The sequence below is a fragment of the Parapedobacter sp. ISTM3 genome, from assembly GCF_016533505.1.
In the GTDB taxonomy this organism is placed as follows: Bacteria; Bacteroidota; Bacteroidia; order Sphingobacteriales; family Sphingobacteriaceae; genus Parapedobacter; species Parapedobacter luteus.
Window position 1 is genome coordinate 195,203 of the sequence record NZ_JAENGN010000001.1, and the last position, 21,224, is coordinate 216,426.

The 21,224-nt window shown below is 50.1% G+C and carries 13 protein-coding genes; 9 read left to right on the plus strand and 4 right to left on the minus strand.

Annotated features, from left to right (window positions below; translation table 11 throughout):
* Position 1: 1 nt before the first annotated feature.
* Genes JHJ32_RS00895 through galK form a run of 4 tightly spaced genes read right to left on the minus strand, consistent with a single transcriptional unit; the run spans position 2 to position 7,000 of the window.
* Positions 2-3,565, minus strand: coding sequence for a response regulator (locus JHJ32_RS00895; protein WP_200119237.1), 3,564 nt, complete (start codon positions 3,563-3,565; stop codon positions 2-4).
* 2 nt (positions 3,566-3,567) lie between these two features.
* A complete protein-coding gene (locus tag JHJ32_RS00900; RefSeq protein ID WP_079717297.1) occupies positions 3,568-4,716 on the minus strand; it encodes a hybrid sensor histidine kinase/response regulator in 1,149 nt (382 codons plus the stop codon).
* Positions 4,717-4,725: 9 nt separating this feature from the next.
* A complete protein-coding gene (locus JHJ32_RS00905; RefSeq protein WP_200119239.1) occupies positions 4,726-5,799 on the minus strand; it encodes an aldose epimerase family protein in 1,074 nt (357 codons plus the stop codon).
* A 25-nt stretch (positions 5,800-5,824) separates the two neighbouring features.
* Positions 5,825-7,000: a galactokinase gene (gene galK / locus JHJ32_RS00910; RefSeq protein WP_200119241.1), complete on the minus strand. Its 1,176-nt coding sequence runs from the start codon at positions 6,998-7,000 to the stop codon at positions 5,825-5,827.
* A 44-nt stretch (positions 7,001-7,044) separates the two neighbouring features.
* Between galK and JHJ32_RS00915 the strand changes: the two genes are divergently transcribed.
* From JHJ32_RS00915 to murQ, 9 genes are all read left to right on the plus strand, one after another.
* Positions 7,045-7,212 carry a hypothetical protein gene (locus JHJ32_RS00915; protein WP_200119243.1) on the plus strand — a complete coding sequence of 56 codons (168 nt, stop codon included), beginning with the start codon at positions 7,045-7,047 and terminating at the stop codon, positions 7,210-7,212.
* A 557-nt stretch (positions 7,213-7,769) separates the two neighbouring features.
* Entirely contained in the window at positions 7,770-10,754 is a 2,985-nt protein-coding gene (locus tag JHJ32_RS00920; RefSeq protein WP_200119245.1) for a TonB-dependent receptor, read from the plus strand.
* A gap of 53 nt (positions 10,755-10,807) precedes the next feature.
* On the plus strand, positions 10,808-12,262 hold the full coding sequence (locus JHJ32_RS00925; RefSeq protein WP_200119247.1) for a RagB/SusD family nutrient uptake outer membrane protein: 1,455 nt from the start codon (positions 10,808-10,810) through the stop codon (positions 12,260-12,262).
* On the plus strand, positions 12,262-14,253 hold the full coding sequence (locus tag JHJ32_RS00930) for a beta-galactosidase (protein ID WP_139378678.1): 1,992 nt from the start codon (positions 12,262-12,264) through the stop codon (positions 14,251-14,253). Before JHJ32_RS00925 ends, JHJ32_RS00930 begins: the two co-directional genes overlap by 1 nt.
* The gene (locus JHJ32_RS00935) at positions 14,243-16,549 is read left to right on the plus strand and encodes a DUF6259 domain-containing protein (RefSeq protein WP_200119249.1); all 2,307 of its coding nucleotides are present in this window, start codon (positions 14,243-14,245) and stop codon (positions 16,547-16,549) included. The genes JHJ32_RS00930 and JHJ32_RS00935 overlap by 11 nt, the downstream gene beginning before the upstream one ends.
* A complete protein-coding gene (locus JHJ32_RS00940; RefSeq protein WP_233632421.1) occupies positions 16,546-17,757 on the plus strand; it encodes an exo-beta-N-acetylmuramidase NamZ domain-containing protein in 1,212 nt (403 codons plus the stop codon). The genes JHJ32_RS00935 and JHJ32_RS00940 overlap by 4 nt, the downstream gene beginning before the upstream one ends.
* A gap of 46 nt (positions 17,758-17,803) precedes the next feature.
* Complete coding sequence (locus JHJ32_RS00945; protein WP_200119253.1) at positions 17,804-19,027, plus strand: exo-beta-N-acetylmuramidase NamZ domain-containing protein; 1,224 nt, start codon at positions 17,804-17,806, stop codon at positions 19,025-19,027.
* A 50-nt stretch (positions 19,028-19,077) separates the two neighbouring features.
* Positions 19,078-20,304: an exo-beta-N-acetylmuramidase NamZ domain-containing protein gene (locus tag JHJ32_RS00950; RefSeq protein WP_176146195.1), complete on the plus strand. Its 1,227-nt coding sequence runs from the start codon at positions 19,078-19,080 to the stop codon at positions 20,302-20,304.
* A gap of 96 nt (positions 20,305-20,400) precedes the next feature.
* Positions 20,401-21,216, plus strand: a complete 816-nt coding sequence (gene murQ, locus JHJ32_RS00955; RefSeq protein ID WP_200119708.1) for an N-acetylmuramic acid 6-phosphate etherase — start codon at positions 20,401-20,403, stop codon at positions 21,214-21,216.
* Positions 21,217-21,224: the final 8 nt, after the last annotated feature.

A 21,224-nucleotide genomic window follows, 5' to 3' on the forward strand; every position in this document is an offset into this window, starting at 1 on the left:
GCTATGTGGTTCTGTCATACAACCATACCCTCAGTAAGGAAGTCAGCTGGTCGATATCTACCGGTTTCGAGATGTAGTCCGATGCTCCCGCCGTAATGCACTTTTCGCGGTCGCCGAGCATCGCTTTGGCCGTTACCGCGATTACGGGCAAATCCTTGAATTGCGGGTGTTGCCGTATTTTCGTGGTGCTTTCATAACCATCCATGTGCGGCATCATCATATCCATCAGCACAATGTCTGTCTCGGGATGGTTTTCCAATTGTTCCAATGCTTCTACCCCATCGGTGGCCGTTATCACATGCATTCCTAAATTTTCGAGCGTTTTGGTCAATGAAAAAATGTTGCGCACATCGTCATCGGCTATCAGTACGGTTTTCTTATGCAAGACATCTTTCATTTGGAGTTGCAGTTTGCCGGTTTTCGCCAGGTTTTCTTTCTGCGATTCTACCAAATGTAAAAAGATAGCGACTTCGTCGATAATCCGTTGATAGGAATAGGCCGTTTTGACGACGATGGAATCGGCATATTGCTTAATGCGGAATTCTTCCGCGGGAGATAGGCTTTTGCCGGTAAACACAATGATGGGTACGTCTTCCAGCCCAGGGTTTTGCCGCACGGTTTCTAACAAGTCGTAGGCATTTTTGTCCGGTACGCCCATATCCAGAATGACGCAGTCTGCCTCATTCTTTAAAAGGCTGTCGACGCTGTCGTTTATCGAGTGTCTCACACTAGACGAGATCTTAAATGACTCAAGGAAGTAGGCTAATGCTTCGGCATGTTTGGTGTTTTCTTCAACGATGAGTACTTTTTTCGAACCCTTTGCCAGTGCCTTTTCCAGCTTCCTGAACATTTCCTGCATATGTTCAAGGGCCATGGGTTTGCTGAAAAATTCGACCGCTCCATGTTGGCGGCTTTCTTTCTTTGCTTCCAGCGAAGACATGATGTGCACTGGTATATGGCGGGTTTCGGTATTTGATTTCAATTCTTCCATCACCTGCCAGCCATCTTTCACGGGCAGTTTGATGTCGAGTAGAATTGCCAGGGGTTTATACCGAAGGACCAGTTCCATGACTTCGTCTCCTCGTACGGCAACAATTCCCCGGTAATGTTGGCTGCGGGTAAAGCGGAGTAGCTCTTTGGCAAATGCGGTATCGTCTTCGACGATTAGGATGACCTTATCCACGGGTGTTATACGGCTCCGGTCATCCGGTATCGGCTGGGGAATGACCGATTCGATATGTCGCAAAGGAGCCGGGTCTGCGGGTTGTGCAGCTTCGTAGCTATCAACGGCGGGGTTGGGCGCACCTGTTTCTTGCGCTATTGGCTTGGCAACAGGAACTGTCAGTGTGAAGATGCTTCCTTTTCCGAGCTCGCTGCTCACGTCAATATCACCCCCGAGTAGCCGAGCCAGTTGGCGGCTGATGGAAAGCCCGAGTCCTGTGCCGCCATACTTGCGCTTTGTTGAGCCATCTGCCTGCGTGAAAGCTTCAAACACCTGCCAAAGCTTTTCGCTGGGAATGCCCACCCCGGTGTCTTCCACGGTAAACTCCAGCCAGTCTTCGTCTTTAGCCTTGGTGTTTACGGTTAATTTGACATGGCCTTCGGAGGTAAATTTCAATGCGTTGGAAAGCAAATTCTTCAATATCTGCTCCAGTTTCATCTTGTCAATCTCCAAGGTGAACGCTTGCGGCATTGCGTTAATGACCTGCAATTCGAGCTTTTTGTCGTTGGCTACCGGAATGAAAGTGCTTTCCATGTTATCAAGCACCTCAGCGACGTGTACGGTGGTGTATTCTACATCCATCTTGCCCGCCTCGATCTTGGAAAGATCAAGTAGTTCGTCAATCAGTTGCAAAAGGCCGTTTCCAGAGTTGTAAATGACCGAAGCTGATTCCTTTTGGTCGTCGGTCAGGTTCTGCTCGCTGTTTTCAGCGAGGTAGCGAGAGAGCAGCAAAATGGAGTTGAGCGGTGTACGTAATTCGTGCGACATATTGGCCATGAACTCGGTCTTGTATTGCGTGCTGAGTTCGAGCTCCTTGGCTTTTTTCATGATTTCCGCATTTCGCTCACGAATGATGCGGTTACGCTCTTCCAGATCGAGGTTGTTTTGTTGCAATTCTTCCTGCTGCACCCGCAACTCTTCTTCCGACGCTTGCAACCTTTGCGCATGGGCCTCCAACTCTGTATTCAAGTTCTCCAATTCGCTGTGCTGCGCTTGCAGTTCCTCTGCCTGCGTTTGGGTTTCTTCCAAGAGCTCCTGGAGCTTTTTGCGGCTTTGTGCGCCATAGATAGCCGTGCCGATGTTCTGGGCGGCTGCATTGAAAAATGCCAGCTCGTTGGGGGTAAATGGATCCAGCGCAGCCAGCTCGATTACGCCGATGACCTTCCGTTCATGGAATATCGGAAAGGCAATCACACCGCCCGGCTTAATTGCTCCCGTAGCGTGCGAAATGACCACCGCCTCCGCATTGATTCCGTCCAGTACCATCGCCTTTTGGCTAAGCATGCACTGCCCAGCAATACCCTCACCCGGTGCGATGCTGGTGGCCTTGTCCGGTTGGAGCGCATACCCACTTTCAAGGAAGAGCGTATCACCATTGATAAGATAAAGGGCTCCGGCCTTGCTGTCCGTGTATTCAGCCAGGAAATTGATGATATCGGTGCAGATGGTATCCACCTGTTTTTCGCCGACCATCTTTTCGTTTAGCTCCGCCACGCCGCTTTGTAACCATTCATTATTTTCAAGCCGTTCAAAAGATAGGGCAAGGGATTCGGCCATTCGGTTGAGCGAGCCTGCTAAGCTGCCGAGGGCATCTTTTTCCTCGTCGTTTATCCGGATGGTGTAATCTCCTGCTGAAATTTGAGCCGCAATGCCTTGTATCAAATCGATACGTTGTTGCATCTCCCATTCTTTTTGTTCCAGCTGCAGCGCCATGGCCCTGCGCACAGCCATATCGCGCACGATTCGTATGTAAAAAACCACGGCGACCAGAATGGCCAGTAGTGCCGCCAGCACAATCACGCCGGGTGTATACGTGGCAAATCGGTTTTGTACGGTGGTACGGGTATCAAGCAGGCGGTTTTCTTCACTGATCATTTGATCGGCCAGTGTATGAATGTTTATCATAAAGGTCCGGCCCACCTCCATGTCTTCCGTGTTGATTGCACCGGTCTTCTGCTTGGTTTCTATCATTGCGTTCATGCGGGCAATGCGCAAACTGAGTGTTTCTTTTAGTTGCCGTCCGGTCTCCTGTTGGGCAGGATTGTCACGGGTGAGCTGCAGCACCTGGTCGATGTATTCATGGGCCTGTCGGCAGGCCGTGGAATAGGGATCCATAAAGAGCAAATTCCCGGTAAGCAAATATCCACGTTGTGCCGATTCGGCTTCCCGTATACTGGATATCGTTTGGCTGATTATCCGGGTCACCTCGTGGGTCCGGCGTACTTCTTCCGAACTATGCAGCAACCTGTCAATACAGATGTAAGAGATTACGGAACTGATTATCAGTAACAAAATCGATAAGCCAAAACCAGTTTTTAGATTAGCGTTTGCTTTACTATACATAACTAGGAAGTTTGGGGTGGTGGTGTATTAACGGTTATCCTTGCAGATGCAGGCAAGGTGAAATAAAAGGTGGAACCCTTCTCCAACTGGCTTTCTACACCGTATTTTCCGCCATGGAATTTGACGATCTCCGCACAGAGATAGAGGCCCATTCCCAAGCCGCGGTATTCGGCGCTTGACTGTTTGGTTCGGTAAAATTTCGTGAAGAGATTGACTTGTTCTTTCTTGTCTATGCCAATCCCATGGTCTTTCACACTGATTCGGATTTCGTTGTCTGGGGTCTCGCAGGCATCAAGGTGTATTTTTTCCGTTTCGGGCGAGTATTTCGCGGCATTGGACAGATAATTAAGAATAACCTGCTCCAGCCGCAGTGCATCTCCCCGGACCACGATGTCTGCGTTTCCGCTTCGAATCACCTCACGCTCGGGGTTGCTTTGTTGGAAAATATCGAGCACATCATCCAACAATTGGTTGAGGTTAAATTCGGAGAGGTTGAAATCTAACCTTCCCGATTCCATCTTGGCAATATCAAGCAGCTCGGTCATCATGTGGTTTAGCTTATCCACCTGGTTATTGGCTTTATTGATAAACTGTAGCGCTCTGGCGATTTTGTTGTCATGGATGGCCACGCCGGCAAGTTGGATATACGCTTTCACGGAGGTCAGCGGGGTTTTCACCTCATGGCTTGCCATTCCGATAAACTCGTCTTTCTTCTCTTCCGCCCGGATGCGGTGCGCTATTTCGTTGCGTAATTCCTGCTGCGTACGGGCCAGCTCCTTCGCTTGTTCTTGGAGCTTGATAAACATTTTTATTTTAAGTACGAGGATGTCCGGGTCGATCGGTTTCACCAGGTAGTCATGGCCACCGGAGGTGTATCCCTTTGTGATGAAAGCTTTACTGACATTTACCGCAGAGAGAAAGATGATTGGCAGTTCGCTGGTTTTACTAATACCCGAGATGGCTTCAGCAACTTCGAAACCGTCCATGCCTGGCATCTGCACATCGAGTATTACGAGCTGATAATCATTTTTTAGTACTTTTTTCAAGGCTTCTTCCCCTGACGATGCTGTATCCACTTCGAAGCCCTGCGCTGTCAGAATCTTCTTTAGTGCTTTAATGTTTTCAATTTTGTCGTCTACGATTAATATCATCGTGTAAAGCTACTTGACTACTGAAAATCGATATATCGTTTGAGATTCAAATACGTGTCCGGGTAAAAGTAATGTGGTTGGGAAATCCAACTGGTTGGGTGAATCCGGAAAATGTTGGGTTTCCAAGCAGAATGCCCCATGTTTTTCATAGGGGTTTCCTCGTTTTCCTTTGTCTTTGCCTGTGAGAAAATTGCCGGTATAAAACTGGAGCCCCGGTTCGGTCGTCAGTACTTCAAGGTTGATGCCCGTGACCGGCGACCGCACCGTAGCTACCGGGCGCTTTTTAGCCAGTGCTTCCGTATCCAAGATATAATTATGATCGTACCCTCCGTTGCCTTTGATTAATTGATCGTCGGGCTGCATGATGTCTTGCCCGATGAGCTTAGGCGTCCGGAAATCAAAGGGTGTGTTTTCCACGGGTGCCGGTACACCGGTAGGGATTTGATGTTCATCTACCGGAAGGTAATTGGCCGCTTGTATTTGCAAAATGTGATTGTGTATATCGCCGTTTCCTTCTCCGTTGAGGTTAAAATAGGCGTGGTTGGTTAGGTTGATGACGGTAGGCTTATCGGTCTGCGCCCGATAGCTGATGATGAGTTCATTGTTGTCCGTCAATCGGTATTTGACCATGACGGAAAGTTTGCCCGGGAACCCCTCTTCGCCATCGGCAGCTACGTAATAGAAATCGGCCTTTTCTTTGTAGACGATGCGCCTGTCCCATATTCGGCTGTGAAATCCGTTGGCGCCGCCGTGGAGGGCGTTTGGGCCATTGTTCGGTTCGATATAGAACGTTTCACCGTCGATGGTAAAGCGCCCGTTGGCAATGCGGTTTGCAAATCGGCCCACCGTCACGCCGTGGTATTGTTCGTCTGCTGCAAGGTAGCCCTTAATGCTGTCAAAACCCAATACGACATCGGTGGGATTGCCGTGTTTATCGGGTACAAGCAAGCTCACGATACGGGCACCGTAATCAGAAAGTGCTACGGCCATCCCACGGCTGTTTTCCAGCGTGATAAGGTGCGTGTTTTTGCCCGAGATCTGATGTTCGAAGTTACGTGCTTTGGGCAGTGTATAATGAGTCATGGTTTGATCTGTTATGTTGAAACGCTTATCCGGTTATTACGCTGGTACCTGCTGATATATTGGCGACATAAACGTGTGCTGCGTATCCGGTCTTTGCCGTATAAGCATTGGTAACAGCAGCGATCACCTCCTCAACCCGGTCTGCGCTCACCAAGTTGATGGTGCAGCCGCCGAATCCGCCGCCCATCATCCGGGCGCCCAATACCGCTGGATTGTCCCGCACAAGGTCTACCAGAATATCCAGTTCGTCACAGCTCACTTCATACAGGTGCTGGAGCCCGTCGTGGGTCTCGAACATACGCCGGCCAAATGACTCAAAGTCGTTCTGCTTCAGGTCCTCGCAGCCATCTTGTAGTCGCTGTATTTCCGTTACTACGTAATAACACCGGTTGTACACCACCCGGTCCACAGGCTTTACATATTGGTCAAGCTGCGCGAGGGTAGCGTTACGCAGGCTTTTCACTTCGGGGTTGTGCTGTTGGATAAGTGACAGTCCATATTCGCATTGTTCCCGGCGTTCGTTGTATGCCGATGAAGCCAGGGAGTGTTTGACCTGCGTGTCAAACAATACGATCCGCAGATCTGGATTATTAAACGGAATGTACTCGTAGGAGAAGTCAGCACAATCCAATTTGATTAATCGTTGTTCTTGTCCGAATACACTTGCAAATTGATCCATCAATCCGCATTTGACGCCGACAAACTCATTTTCGGCAGCTTGCCCGATAAGCGCAATATCCAGCCGTTGGATGCCTAATGCAAACAGTTCATTGAGCGCAAAAGCGGTGGCACACTCCAAGGCCGCAGAAGACGAAAGGCCAGCCCCCTGAGGAATATCGCCGCCAAATACGAGGTTAAACCCGTGCAACGGATACTCGCGTTGTTGCAACTGCTGCACGACGCCCAAAATATAATCTGGCCAAAGCAGCGGCGAGCGTTCAATGGTGGCCAGCGTTGAGGAATATGATTGGTCCTGATCCAAGGCATGCAGCCGTATGGCGCCATCATTCCGTTTTCCGACAGCGACGATGATGTTTTTATCTATAGCGGCGGGGAGCACCAACCCATTGTTGTAGTCGGTGTGCTCGCCGATGAGATTTACGCGGCCCGGCGACCGGACGATGAGTGGCGTGTCGTTAAAGAGCGCTTGGAATTTCTCATATACTGAATCTTGTAAGGAAGTTACTGCTGTGGTGTTCATTAGCGTTTATAAAAATCAAGCGTCTAAAGTACGAAAAAAAATGGATGGGTCAAGGATGGAAGCCTGCGAAGCAGGGCAACCGCAAAAAACAGCAGCGGATTAGCTCGCCCTCGGGCGTCGTTAAAAGCAGCGCTTTCCGCCATCCTGAGGTCTTCGATGCGATGTCCCGTGGCAGCCTAACTTCAGGCACATTCTCCATATCGATGACTTAAGTCAACCTTACTCCAAATTTACCTAAAACAGTATATCAATATGAATATAAGTTGCCTTTTCTTTTTAGTTTATTCGGTTAACAATGGCGCAAATGTGCGGTGCGGTCACCGAACCCCAGCAGGCGTGCCATCGTGCTGCTGCGATGAACCATCGGGAGCGACGTGTTGCAGAGCGGGTGCCTCACACCGCGCACACCTAGACCAGAAATTTTGCGGGAAACATCGGAATTGTTCAAAACTACCGGCAGGGCGAACGTGTGTCAATGAACGTTGGGAAAGGCGCGATTGTTTGTGCGTTTTCTTGCGTATTCTGTGTAGTGATACAGCTGGTTCTATTCAAAAGATGGTATTTTGGATTAAAATAGGGTTTGTTTTTGTAACAAAATGAAAAAACATGCATAAACATGCATAAATGTAAATGATATTTTCTATACTTGTGGAGCCAATTACTTATGCCGAAATGAACGATCGGGTCGGGATTTTACAGCCAGCTTAAGTTGCTGGAACAGGACACGTTTTTTTTGGGTATGAGTTACGAATAATCTAAATGAGTTGATATGAAAAAAAAAATTTATTTATTGCTAGGACTATTGATGTCCTTCCTCCTGCCTTCCAAAGCGCAGGAGCAAACCATTTCAGGCACGGTAACTGCCTTTGAGAATGGGATGCCCCTGGTCGGTGTGTCCGTCAAGGTGAAGCAAACGGGGAGCGGTTCTTCTACGGACGATGCGGGGCGCTACCAGATAGCCGCCTTGGACGGGCAGACGCTTGTATTTAGTTACGTGGGCTATGCTACGCAAGAAATACCTGTAGCTGAATCTACGATAATCGATGTACAGCTGACCAGTGACAATCCTCTTGAAGAGGTCGTCGTTGTAGGTTATGGAACGCAGCGCCGTGCGGAGATTACAGGGTCTGTTGCCACGATTCGGGGCGAACAGATAAGTGCCCAAGCGGTAAGAAGTCCCTTGCAGGCTTTGTCTGGTATCACCCCGGGGGTGGAAGTATTGCAGAATTCGGGACAGCCAGGCAGCGCGCTGAGTGTCCGGGTGCGTGGGGGAAATTCAATTCTGGGGGGCAACGAACCGCTTTATGTGGTGGATGGGTTTCCGATATCAGGTTCGCTGGAAATTATAAATCCAAATGATATCGTCTCCATGGAGGTACTGAAGGATGCCTCAGCGACTGCAATTTATGGATCGCGCGGTGCAAATGGCGTGGTGATGGTGACCACAAAAAAGGGGACGGCAACGGGTACGAAGATCGAATACAACGGTTATTACGGTTGGCAGAGCGTTTACAAGACCATGGATATGCTTGGTGCGCGTGATTTTGCTGTCCTTGCCAACGAGCGAGCGGCCAATGATGGTGTGGCGCCCTTTTTTACGGACGAAGAAATCGCTTCGTTTGGTGAAGGAACGGATTGGCAGGACGCCATCTTCGATACGAGCCCCATGCAAAATCACTCTGTGCTGATAGCTGGCGGCAGTGAACGTACGAAATTCAGTATTTCGGGCAACTACCTTGATCAGCAGGGGGTTATTCTCAACTCGTTTTATGAACAAATGCAACTTCGCAATACGATAGACCATGAACTGTTTAAAGGGTGGAATATATCCTTGAATACGATAGTAAACCGTTCGAAAAGCAATATCCTCAAGAGTGACAACACCGAACGGGGCAGCGGTGTGCTAAGCGGCGCACTTATCGCACCTCCTACGATCGGAATTCATAACGAAGATGGTAGCTACCGAAACATCCGGGCGTATGCTTTCAGTCCAGATATTGCGGAGAACCCGGTAATGACGGCGCTCGAGCGCACGGATATAACCACCCGGAAAAGCTTGCTTGCCAATGGTGCCCTGACCGGTAACCTGACCGATGACTTGGTGCTGCGTACCTCCGTGGGTGTGGAGTACCAAAACAATAGGGCCGATTTTTATTCGCCAAGGATGTTTCAGGTATCGGCCAATGGCGATGCTACGCTCAGCTATGGTGAAGTAATGAATGTGGTCAATGAAAACACCATGACGTACACAAAACGGTTTGGAAACGGGCATGAAATAAAAGCTTTGGGGGGGCTGACCAGCCAACGCACAATCACCCAGGGAGTGACAGCCGGAGCTACTGGTTTTGCGTTGGATTTGCTGACCAACCTGAATTTGCAGTCTGGTAACGACCCGAAGATCCCGCAATCGTATCGAACGGAATATTCTATCCTTTCTTGGCTGGGGCGGGTTAATTATTCTTACCAGGACAAGTACTTGTTGACTGCTAGCATCCGTGCGGACGGCTCTTCGCGGTTCGGCCGGGAGAACAGATGGGGGTATTTCCCTTCGGTGGCTGGAGCCTGGCGGATTAGCGGTGAGGAGTTTTGGGGGGATCTATCTACGACTATCAACGATTTCAAGCTGCGGGCCAGCTGGGGAAAGACCGGTAGTACATCCATCGATCCGTATCAATCGCAGGCAGTGCTTCTAGGGCTTCCCGTGGTATTCGATGATAATTTAACAGTGGGCTACGGGCCGGGAGGTATCCAGCCGAACCCTGAGTTGAAATGGGAAACCACCGGACAGTTCGATGTGGGCATAGACCTAGGTTTTTGGAACAATCGGCTATCGCTGGTGTTTGATTACTACCATAAGAAAACCCGGGATTTGCTGACGTCTTCTCCGCTTCCTTTGTCCAGCGGATACGTGTCTGTACCAAGGAATGTGGGCAGCGTGGAAAACAAAGGGATAGATGCTTCGATAAATGGTGCAATCGTAGATAATGATCGGTTTAAATGGAACGTGGGTGTAAACCTTTCGATGAACCGCAATAAGGTGCTTGAATTGGCTGACGGTGCTGATATCTTTGGCGCCACCTTGGGCCTTCCTGTCGGCTTGCCGGTCAGCTTAGTGCGGGAAGGGCACCCTGTAGGCGTGTTTTACGGGTATGTGGAAAACGGACTAACCGCCGACGGGGCAATCAATTTTGTTGACCTAGATGGGAACGGTGTCATCAACGCGTCGGATCGTACCATTATCGGTGACCCCAACCCTGACTATATATTGGGTATCAATTCATCGCTCACCTATAAGAATTTGACACTCTCATTTTTGCTCAACTGTGTACAAGGCAACGACATCTTCAACTATGGTTTTACGAATATAGCTGATGGGTTTAGCTTTGGAATCAACCAAATACAGGATGTTATGGGCAATTATTGGACCGCAGATAATCCCAATCCGAACGCAAAGTATCCAAAAATTAGTTCGACTACCGTTTACCGGGCATCCGACCGATATGTAGAGGACGGGTCGTATATCCGGATGCGGAACGTGCAACTGGCGTACACGTTTAAGAATCTGCGTCTTAAAGCGCTTAATCTGGAAAACTCTCAGGTGTATTTGTCTGCACAAAATTTGTTCACCATCACGGATTATTCGTTTTATACACCCGAGGTTAATACTGTTGGCGGCGGGATTTCCCGAGGAATTGATCAATACGGTTATCCGGACGCTCGTACATTTTTACTCGGTGTGAGGCTAAGGTTTTAGTCTGCCGTGCAGTGGATTTTAAGAAAATTGTCAACGCAAGAACAATAAAAAGGATGAAAAAGTTTGTTTTTATAGCTCTAATGGCTTTATCGGCAGTCGCTTGCAGCGACTTTCTGGAAGAGATTCCGGAAGACCGAATCACAGAGGAGAACTTTTACAAGACGCTCGAAGACGCGCAAGCCGCAGTCGATGCAATTTATCAACCAATACGTGTGGTATCGGTTTTTGGCGGCCAATACTTGCTTCAAGTGGAAATCATGGCTGAGTTTTCCATTGGAAGGGGCTCGACGGCCGCCGTGGGGGCCTACCAGGGGCTTGATGCGACCAATGCGCAGCGGGTCGGGCTGGTCTGGCAATACCTTTACCAAAGTATCCTCTATGCTAATACAGCCATTGAACGGATTTCCGAAATGACGGATGTCAACGAAACGGCCAAAGAAAGGTTACTTGCTGAAGCACGTTTTATGCGGGCATTCAGCTATTATCACTTGGTAAGACATTGGGGTGCCGTACCGTTGATTTTATCGACCACACAGGGGCACACTGCCCGAACGCCTGTGGACGAGGTGTACGCCTCGATTATCGTCGATTTGGAAGTTGGCGAATCGGTGCTGCCTGATGTACCCGCGCAATTTGGGCGGCCGACAAAGTGGGCAAGTAAGGCTTTCCTGGCGGATGTGTACCTGACCCGCGGCGAATGGGCGCTGGCCCAACAAAAGGCGGAAGAAGTGATCAGCGCAAACAAATTTGGCTTGGTTACTGTGGCCCAGCTCAACGATTGGGATCGGATCTTCGGCGCGGGGGCGAACGGCACTTCTGAGGAGATTTTCTACCTAAAATATAATCACTTGAACGGGACGCAATGGCCTCATAACCTGCTCTACCAGGGAACCCCCTATTCTCCGTTTGGAAACTATGTGATGACCTCCTCGCTTGATAATAAATTCCTCAATGAATGGAATGATAATGACTGGCGTAAACAGTGGGGTGTATTTACCCATTATACCGACCCGACTACAGGGCAGGAAGTGCAATTGCCCGGGCTAGCACCCGTGCAGTTTAGTAAATTCAGGGATCCTAACGCCCCGACCAGTTCAGGCCACGCGAATGACTATCCGTTCCTTCGGTATGCCGATGTCTTGTTGATACAGGCCGAAGCTTCGGCAATGGCTGAAGGTGGGCCATCTGCTACGGCCATCGAACTCCTGAATAGAATCAAACGGCGTGGATACGGGTACCCAATCGATACGCCGTCGCCGGTTGATTACCCGTCAAGTGGGTGGACCGCCTCATCATTTCAGGATTCGGTTTTGCAGGAACGGGCATATGAACTTTTTCTGGAAGGGAAAAGGTGGCTAGACTTGAAGCGTACAAATAAGATTAACGCGTCTATCCTGAAATACACCGGTATCACCGTGGCCGATGCGCATATCAACTGGCCGATTCCCCAGCAGGAGATTGACACCAATCCGGAAATCAACCAGGCGGATCAAAATCCGGGGTATTGATGGTTATGCGGTATGGATTAACGATAGGGTGGGGCGTAGTTCTCCTATGCAATGTGCTGGTGGGAGTCGCGCAGCATGTTGCATCCGTACGCATGCATCAGGGGGTGCCTACACTTTTTGTGGATGATAGCCCATACCCCCCTTATGCGTATATGTCCTACCTGGGCGAACCGGCTTATTACCGGGAAGCGGCGCAAGCAGGGGTGCATTTATATAATATCCCTGCTTACTTAGGTGACCGAGGGATTAATTCAAGTAGCGGGATTAAGCCCTTCCGCAAGCCGATTTGGATCGGCGAAGAGACCTTCGATTATGCAAGTGTTATCCATGACTTTGAGGAAATCATAGCTGCGGATACGCAGGCACTGGCCATTATCCGCATTCATTTGGACCCGCCGGTATGGTGGGAGCAAAAATACCCGGAAAGTGCTTGCTTGCTGCCGGATGGAACTACCTACCGAAATAGTTTTTACAGTCCGTTTTGGCAAGAAGAAGCCGGAAAGGTACTGAGCACCTTTGTTCGATGGTTGCTGGAATCTGAATATGCCGATCACCTGGTGGGTATCCATGTCGCTGGCGGGTTTACCGAAGAGTGGATGTATCACTTTAAGGATGAGTTTTATGACGATAATCCGGCGCGGTTACAGGGGTTTAGAACATGGCTGCGCGAACGCTACCGGTATAATGTGGACAGTCTGCGGCAGGCTTGGAACGAGCCTAGGGTGACTTTTGAGACGGCAATGCTCGCGGATATCAGCGGGCGGACCAAGTCGGAGCAGTGGCGCCATGCGGACACTTCAGGAAGGATATTCGACACCTTTGCTTTCCATGGCGAAACGATGGCCGATCATGTCGCCTATTTTTGCCGCATCGTCAAAGAAACCAGCAAGAATAGATTGCTTACCGGCGCCTTCTACGGGTATCACTATTTCGTGAGTGATCTGCGCCGGGGGCACGGGGCGCTATCAAAATTGTTGCGATGCCCGGAATTGGATTACCTGTCCAGCCCGAATGATTACAACCGCGTAAGTGGCGAAGACTGGCCCCCTTTTGCGGCCATCAAATCGGTGCAGCTGCATGGCAAGCTTTGGTTGGCGGAAAATGATACGCGAACCGCTATCACAACAATGTTGCGCGACCGTGCACCCGAAGTGGCCCCGCCGGGAAATGCATATACGGATGGCGTATGGGTAGGGCCGCAGTCCATGGACGTTTCGGTGTCCTTGCTTTGGAAAAATCTGGGCCGTATGTTGGCTTACGGTTATGGAGGGTGGTGGTTTGATATGTGGGGAGGCTGGTTCAGTGACCCCCGCCTCATGCATGTCATCGAAAGCGGGCAACGATTTTTCAACCGGTATCCAGACAAAGCAGTGCCACAGATGAAGGCAGAGGTTGCGGTCGTCGTAGACGAGCAGCTTGGCTTTATGGATGCTTCTTTCGGCAAACTAACCGGATCGGTGCTGCGCAACCGCTATCCACTGGGCAGAATGGGGGCACCGTATGATTTGTATTTGCGCGACGATTTGGACTTGCTGGCTGACGGCGATTACCGTGTGGTGTGGTTGATGGGGGTTCTCACCCTTACTGCCGCGGAACGGAAATTCATTAATGCTGCCACCGGACGGGGCGCTTGGGTGATTTGGACAGACGGCCATCGCTCGGAGGTCTTCCAGCCCGGGGATACGCCATTGATAACCACGGAAAAATTGCAATGGGAAGCTGCGGCACTCAACGACTTGCTACGCCGGGCTGGTGTGCATTGCTATGTAGATGGCGGCGATGATGTCGTCTACGCCGGAAGAGGTTGGCTATGCATTCACTCGCTCCACGGCGGCAAGAAGACGTTACGGTTGCCCTTCCGCGCGAAAGTAATCGATCCGGAAGATGGGCAGGTGTTGGCCGAGGCTGATACGTTTGCGATGCACATGCCGCCGAACACGACCAGGATTTTTAGAATTGAACCATCAAACAACCATGACAATGATACCTAAAAGATATGTTGCTTGGCAGTTCATCTGCTTATTGGCGATGACCTGTTTTCTGCCGTTTGGCGCATTCAACGCTGCTTATTCGCAGACCGGCGAACCTGACAATTTGGTTTCCTTAAAAAATGACCACTTCCAGGTGGCTTTTGACCGTACTACGGGTGAGCTGAAGAAAATGGTATTTCTGCCCGAACGTGTGTCGTTTTTAGCGGAAACCGCTTCGCAGGGGAGTTCGCCATGGGAAATAACAATAGCTGGTGGCAATCAGCCAAGCCGAGTCAATATCCAGTCGGCTACCCGATTTGTGTACCATCACACTGAAAATCAGCTTGAGCTGAAATGGAGTGATTTCCCCGAATTGCCGAAAGGTTTTACCGTGACGGCCTATGTGGGGTTGCTTCCGGACTCCGCAATGTCAACTTGGCGTATTGAGATTGACGGCATTCATGGGAAGCGTATCAGCAAAGTCACCTTCCCGCGGCTTGCCGGGCTCACTGACTTGGGGGATGAGGAGCTGGTGGCGCCTGATTGGATGGGGTCGCTGCTTCAGTCGCCTCGCAAGGAACTATCCGCATCTGGGGGAACACAAAAGCGGTTTGCGTGGTCTTATCCGGGCCATATGTCCATGCAGTTCTTGGCGCTATATAATCCGCATCGCGCAGGGCTTTATCTCGCCTGTGATGATACCGCGGCATATAACAAGGAGTTTTCGCTTTCCATGGATAGTGCCGAGCAGTTATCTTACAGCGTCGATCATTTTCCTCCCTTTGACGATCAGCAGGAAACCTATCGGCCGGATTATAGTTTTATCATTGGGGCATTCAAGGGGGATTGGTTAACGGCTGCACAGCTTTATAAAGGTTGGGCGGAGCGGCAGCCGTGGTGTCTCAACAGCCGTCTGAAAAACCGTCTGGTCCCTGCGTGGGTGGAAAACACGGGTTACTGGGTTTGGAACAGAGGCCGGGGAGCACATGTGCTCCCCCCGGCAGCGGCGCTGAGCCGTCGGCTGGGGCTTCCGGTGAATGTACTGTGGCACTGGTGGCACGGGGGTTCTTATGACGACTCTTTCCCCGAGTATTTTCCGCCGAGGGATGGCAAACAGCAATTTATAAGCGAATTGCGCAATGCACAACAGCAAGGAGTACATGCGTTGGTATACATGAATGCCTTAAAATGGGGCCCCTCTACCCAAAGTTGGAAAGACGAGCACGCTGAGCGGTATGCTGGCAAGGATATCCATGGTCATGCGTTGAGCCATGTATACAACATCTTCACAAAAAAGGCGTTGACAAATATGTGTGAGGCTACGGACTTTTGGAAAAACAAATATGCTTCGTTGGTGGATACCGCAGTGAACCAGTATGGTGTAGACGGGGTATACATGGATCAGGCTTGCCAGAGCCGTATGTGTTATGACCCTGCTCATGGCCACCCTATAGGTGGTGGCAACTATTGGGTTCAGCATTTCGCACGGAAAGATCAATTGATACGCGCATCCTTCCCTCAAGGAGGCAACCAGGTATTGGCGGGGGAAGGCGTCGGTGAGAATTGGCTGCCATTCCTGGATGTGTTCTTGGCACTGCAAGTGAGCAAGGAGCGGTATGCCGGCATACACAGCTGGCAGACGGTCCCCCTGTTTCAGGCGGTGTATCACGAATATGCTATCACTTTTGGTAATTACTCGTCGTTGATGACTCCTCCCTATGATGAACTATGGCCCCGGGAATTTGCTCCTGCTGATGCCGAAACGCCCTTAGACCCGGTATTCAATAGGCAGTTTTTAATGGAGCAGGCACGGTCGTTTGCGTGGGGTATGCAACCCATGATTGCCAACTATCAGCCATCGTTGGATTCGGCAAGGGAAACGGAGATCGGTTATATCCTGCGTTTGGGCAAAGTGCGGCAGGCGGGATTGAAATATTTCGTTCATGGCGAATTCAAGCGGCCGCCAATGATCGCGATTCCGGAAGAAACGATATCGATTTCGAAACTCTCCATCTATGCCGGTCATAACGAAAAGGTCACCCGCTTTGAAAAATCCTATCCGACGGCATACACTTCGGCATGGAAATCGCGTGATGGCTCATTGGCCGTTGCCATAGCCAGTATCAGCAGACAACATCTTCCGGTTGATTTTATGATGAATACGGCAGATTATGGCCTGGAAAGCGCTGGTGAAATCTATGTGTACGACGAAACGGGCATGACGAAGTTGGGCGACTACCGAGACGGGACGAGCAAGGTACGTTTTACATTGCCGCCAAGGGGAATATGTTTTATCGAATTTATTCCGTCATTATGAGGGTATTGCGTGTATCGTTGGTTTTGACCTTGATGGTATGCTGTGTGTGCGGCGTGGCGCGCCATGCTGACATGCCGCTGGTACCTGGAGCAAACCGTATGGATGTATACTTGCCGCTACTTGAAGGAAAGGGCGTCGGGCTTGCCATTAACCAAAGTTCGCTTGTTGATGGCACGCGACTGATCGATACGCTGCTCAGCAGCGGGGTGCATGTGGTGCGTGCATTTGGGCCGGAACATGGTGTCTCGGGTCAAACAAGTGCTAATCGGTTTGTTGCACATGGGACTGACGAGCGGACTGGCGTGCCTGTGACGTCTTTGTTTGGAGCATATTACAAACCGACCAAGCAGGATTTGGAAGGTATTGACGTGATGGTGTTTGACATGCAAGACGTCGGTGTGCGGTTTTATACGTACATTTCCACCTTGCATTACGTGATGGAAGCGTGTGCTGAAAATCATATCGCGGTAATTGTGCTGGATCGTCCAAATCCGAATGATGGCTATATCGATGGCCCGGTACTGGAGCCCGCATGCCAATCGTTTATCGGCATGCATCCTATTCCCGTGGTACATGGCATGACCATGGGCGAGTACGCTCGGATGATCAACGGCCAAGGCTGGCTCCATGGCGGGCTACAATGCCCACTTACGGTTATTTCCATGCTAAACTACCGCCACGGGATGGACGATGAGCTTCCCGTGCCGCCTTCGCCCAACTTAAATACGCAGCGCTCGATCTATCTTTACCCATCGCTATGCTGGTTTGGTGGGACCGCCATCAGCGACGGGAGGGGTACGTATACGCCATTCCAATTGCTGGGAAGCCCTGCATTGCGCGGAAAATATGCATTTTCATTTGTGCCGCAGGCAATCCATGGAATGAGTGAACATCCCATGCACGCGGGAGACACGTGCTATGGGTTGGACTTAAGGGGGCTGGATTTGGAGGCTTTCCGGGCGACTAAACGGCTGAACTTGCGGTGGCTGCTCGAACTGTACGAGGCCTATCCGGATAAAGCAAATTTTTTCAACCGCGAAGCGGAATTGGGCGAGGACGCTGTTTTGCATTTTGATCAACAGGCAGGAACACAGTCGCTCCGAAAGCAGTTGAAAGCCGGGTATACCGAAGCGCAGATCCGGGAAAGCTGGGAGCCAGCGCTTAACCGGTATAGAGGTATGCGGAAAAAATATCTGCTCTATGAATAAGCAGGAACTAAATCGTAGTGAAATAAACAACATAAATGTTCAGATTATGAAAATTCAGGTTTTATTATGGGTGATGGCCTTGTTTTTTATCGCCCAGTCATGTTCTTCTTCAACGAGTAAACAACAGGCTGAAACTGGTAGCGAATCCGTGCTTGCTGTTGAAGACAGCATCATCACCGGTGCGGCACAGACCGAAGCCTATGTCCCTTACCTTCAGGGTAGGCGGGTAGGGCTGACCATTAACCACACGTCTACCATCGGGGGCAAATTGAGCATGGATAGCCTGCTCGCCCTGGGTGTGCAGATTGTGCGGGGCTTCGGGCCGGAGCATGGCTTCCGGGGCGATGCCAGCGCAGGAGCCAAGATTAATGATGAGGTTGATGAGAAGACCGGGGTGCCGCTGGTGTCCCTGTATGGCAAGAAATATAAACCGACGAAAGCGGATTTAGCGGGTATCGATGTCATGATATTCGATATGCAGGATGTGGGCGTGCGGTTTTATACTTACCTGTCAACCCTCCATTATATCATGGAGGCCTGTGCCGAAAACGATATCGAGTTGCTCATCCTCGACAGGCCGAATCCGAACGACGGCTATGTAGATGGACCTATTTTGGAAAAGGGCTACGAGTCGTTCATCGGTATGCATCCGATTCCGATTGTGCATGGGCTTACGTTTGGCGAGTATGCCGCCATGATCAACGATCAGGGATGGCTGGCCAATGGGATAACATGTAAGATCAACGTGATCCCTATGCTGAATTACTATCACGGGAAGCCCTACACGCTGCCCATTCCGCCATCTCCCAACTTGAATACCCAGCAAGCGATCCTACTCTACCCGTCCACTTGCTTGTTTGAGGGGACCGATATCAGCGAAGGGCGGGGCACGATGCATGCGTTTTCCATTGTGGGAAGTCCTAGGCTTAAAGGAAAGTATGATTTTTCATTCACTCCGGAATCTATCCCCGGCATGAGCGAAAACCCCAAACACCTGGATAAAGCCTGCTATGGGTTGGATCTGAGGTCGTATGATACGGATGTGTTTAAGGAAACCGGCCGCATTAACCTGTCGTGGCTGAAGGAATTGTATGAAGCGTATCCTGATAAAGATTTGTTTTTCAGGGATTCCTTCAAACGATTGGCCGGGAATGACAAGCTCGCCCAACAGATTAGGGACGGTGTATCGGTGGAAGATATCCAACAGAGTTGGGAGCCGGGCCTCTCTGCGTATAAAGAACTTCGGAAAAAGTATCTCCTGTACAACTAATTAATTGCCCTGTGATGTTTGCAATGCTAGTTAGTATATGGCTTTCTTGGATGCCTTTGGTAGCTGATGCCGTTGACGCCGTGTCCGGCGCAGCCGAACCGGCTGTGCTTTGTGGTGCAGATCGCTTATTTGGGGAGTATATACATCTTATTAGTGGGAAACGCGTTGCGTTGGTTTCCAATCATAGCGGTAGATTGGCAGACGGAACTCATTTGGCGGATGCACTATACGCACATCCCGATGTGCAGTTGGAGGTGTTGTTTGGAATGGAATTCGATATACGTTCCAATGATTATGCTATACCACGCGATCCGCAGAAAACGATTGATACCCCCACAGGCGTGACAAAATACTCCCTGTACGGAGATATTCACAAGCCCACTGCTGCTATGTTAGGCGAGGCCGAGGTCATCGTATTCGATATTCAGGAGGTAGGCCTTCGATTTTATGAACACGTCAATATTTTGGGTTTCGTGATGGAAGCCGCTGCCGAACAGGGGTTGGAAGTCATCGTGTTGGATCGGCCAAATCCATTGAATGGCATCGATATGGATGGTTTTGTGACCGACGATAAATACCGCTACACATTCGGGGCATATGGAAAGATTCCCATTCGGCATGGCATGACCATGGGCGAACTGGCCAAGCTCTATATCGGGGAAAGGCTGCTTCGAGTGGAAGATGCGCCCAAACTTCATGTAGTGCCGATGAAAGGATGGCGGCGGTCAATGTGGTTTGACGATACGGGCTTGCCCTGGCGGAAGCCATCGCCTAATCTGCTGACGCTCGATGCCGTGATGGCGTACGAGGGCACGTGCCTGTTTGAAGGGTTTAATGTTTCGGAAGGCCGGGGGACAGCTAGGCCTTTTGAGTACATTGGCGCGCCTTGGCTGGACAATTTCCAAGTTGTCCGATTGATGGACAGCTTGGGCTTCGACGGAGTGGACTTCGAGTCCGTCACATTTGAGCCAACACAAATGCCATTTTTAAGTAGGCCACCTGAGTTTAATGAAACGCATTGCAACGGCGTGTATCTCCGTATCAGGGATCGCAATGTCAGTGCAGGATATCGAATTGGCATAGCATTGGTTTGGGCGATTAATCGGCTACATCCGGATAAACTAGTCTGGAATGAACAGGTACTATATCGCTTAACGGGAACAGATCGCTTGATTAGTATGATTAAAGCGGGAAAAACACCGGCAGATATCTATCAATCTTGGGAAGCTGAGGTAACACATTTTAAGCAAATGCGCACACCGTACTTAATGTATTGATAACTGGAAATTGATAGTGACAAAATGTTCCGATCCGTACTTTAATTGAGCTATAAAAAGAAAATTTCGTAAAATTGTTTTTACTTAGATATGCAGATGACGAACACTACCGAGAAAGAATCGAATTACCAGGATTTGGACAAAATGTCTGTTGATGAGCTATTGATGAACATTAACAAGGAGGATCAGACAGTTGCCATTGCTGTACAAAAGGCTATTCCACAGATAACGCGTCTCATTGAAGCTACCGTAGCTTCAATGAAAGCGGGAGGACGGTTGTTTTATGTTGGTGCAGGTACGAGTGGCCGTTTGGGGATTCTGGATGCCTCGGAGTGCCCGCCTACCTTCGGTGTACCGTATGATTGGATTATCGGCATCATTGCCGGAGGAGACAGCGCTATCCGCAAGGCTGTGGAGTTTGCCGAAGACGACGAAGAACAAGCGTGGCTGGACCTACAGGAATATGGCATCAATAGTAAGGATGTGGTGGTGGGAATCGCCGCTTCCGGCGGGACTCCCTATGTAAAAGGAGCACTGATGGCAGCCAACAACGCGGGCTTGGTGACAGGGTGTATCGTATGTAACGACCGTACGGTCATCGCCGCAGAAGCCCAATATCCCATAGAAGTGATTGTCGGGCCGGAATTTGTCACCGGCTCTACTCGTATGAAAGCCGGTACTGCGCAGAAGCTGGTACTCAATATGATTAGTACTGCGGTGATGATCCGGTTGGGCCGGGTAAAGGGAAATAAAATGGTCGACATGCAGCTAACCAACAATAAGCTGTTTAGCCGGGGTATCCGTATCATTATGGAGGAAACAGGGATTGATGCGCAAACTGCCTCCGATTTGCTTGAAAAGCATGGTAGTGTTCGCAAAGCTATCGAACATTCCCGCATAGCGGATCATTAACCCTAAAC

Bases quoted from the DNA above. Each gene is read 5' to 3' on its own strand.
- JHJ32_RS00915 (WP_200119243.1), top strand. From the start codon at position 7,045: ATGGGTCAAGGATGGAAGCCTGCGAAGCAGGGCAACCGCAAAAAACAG.
- JHJ32_RS00950 (WP_176146195.1), top strand. From the start codon at position 19,078: ATGCCTTTGGTAGCTGATGCCGTTGACGCCGTGTCCGGCGCAGCCGAA.
- galK (WP_200119241.1), bottom strand. From the start codon at position 7,000: ATGAACACCACAGCAGTAACTTCCTTACAAGATTCAGTATATGAGAAA.
- JHJ32_RS00925 (WP_200119247.1), top strand. From the start codon at position 10,808: ATGAAAAAGTTTGTTTTTATAGCTCTAATGGCTTTATCGGCAGTCGCT.
- murQ (WP_200119708.1), top strand. From the start codon at position 20,401: ATGACGAACACTACCGAGAAAGAATCGAATTACCAGGATTTGGACAAA.
- JHJ32_RS00945 (WP_200119253.1), top strand. From the start codon at position 17,804: ATGAAAATTCAGGTTTTATTATGGGTGATGGCCTTGTTTTTTATCGCC.
- JHJ32_RS00935 (WP_200119249.1), top strand. From the start codon at position 14,243: ATGATACCTAAAAGATATGTTGCTTGGCAGTTCATCTGCTTATTGGCG.
- JHJ32_RS00930 (WP_139378678.1), top strand. From the start codon at position 12,262: ATGGTTATGCGGTATGGATTAACGATAGGGTGGGGCGTAGTTCTCCTA.
- JHJ32_RS00895 (WP_200119237.1), bottom strand. From the start codon at position 3,565: ATGTATAGTAAAGCAAACGCTAATCTAAAAACTGGTTTTGGCTTATCG.
- JHJ32_RS00905 (WP_200119239.1), bottom strand. From the start codon at position 5,799: ATGACTCATTATACACTGCCCAAAGCACGTAACTTCGAACATCAGATC.
- JHJ32_RS00900 (WP_079717297.1), bottom strand. From the start codon at position 4,716: ATGATATTAATCGTAGACGACAAAATTGAAAACATTAAAGCACTAAAG.
- JHJ32_RS00940 (WP_233632421.1), top strand. From the start codon at position 16,546: ATGAGGGTATTGCGTGTATCGTTGGTTTTGACCTTGATGGTATGCTGT.
- JHJ32_RS00920 (WP_200119245.1), top strand. From the start codon at position 7,770: ATGAAAAAAAAAATTTATTTATTGCTAGGACTATTGATGTCCTTCCTC.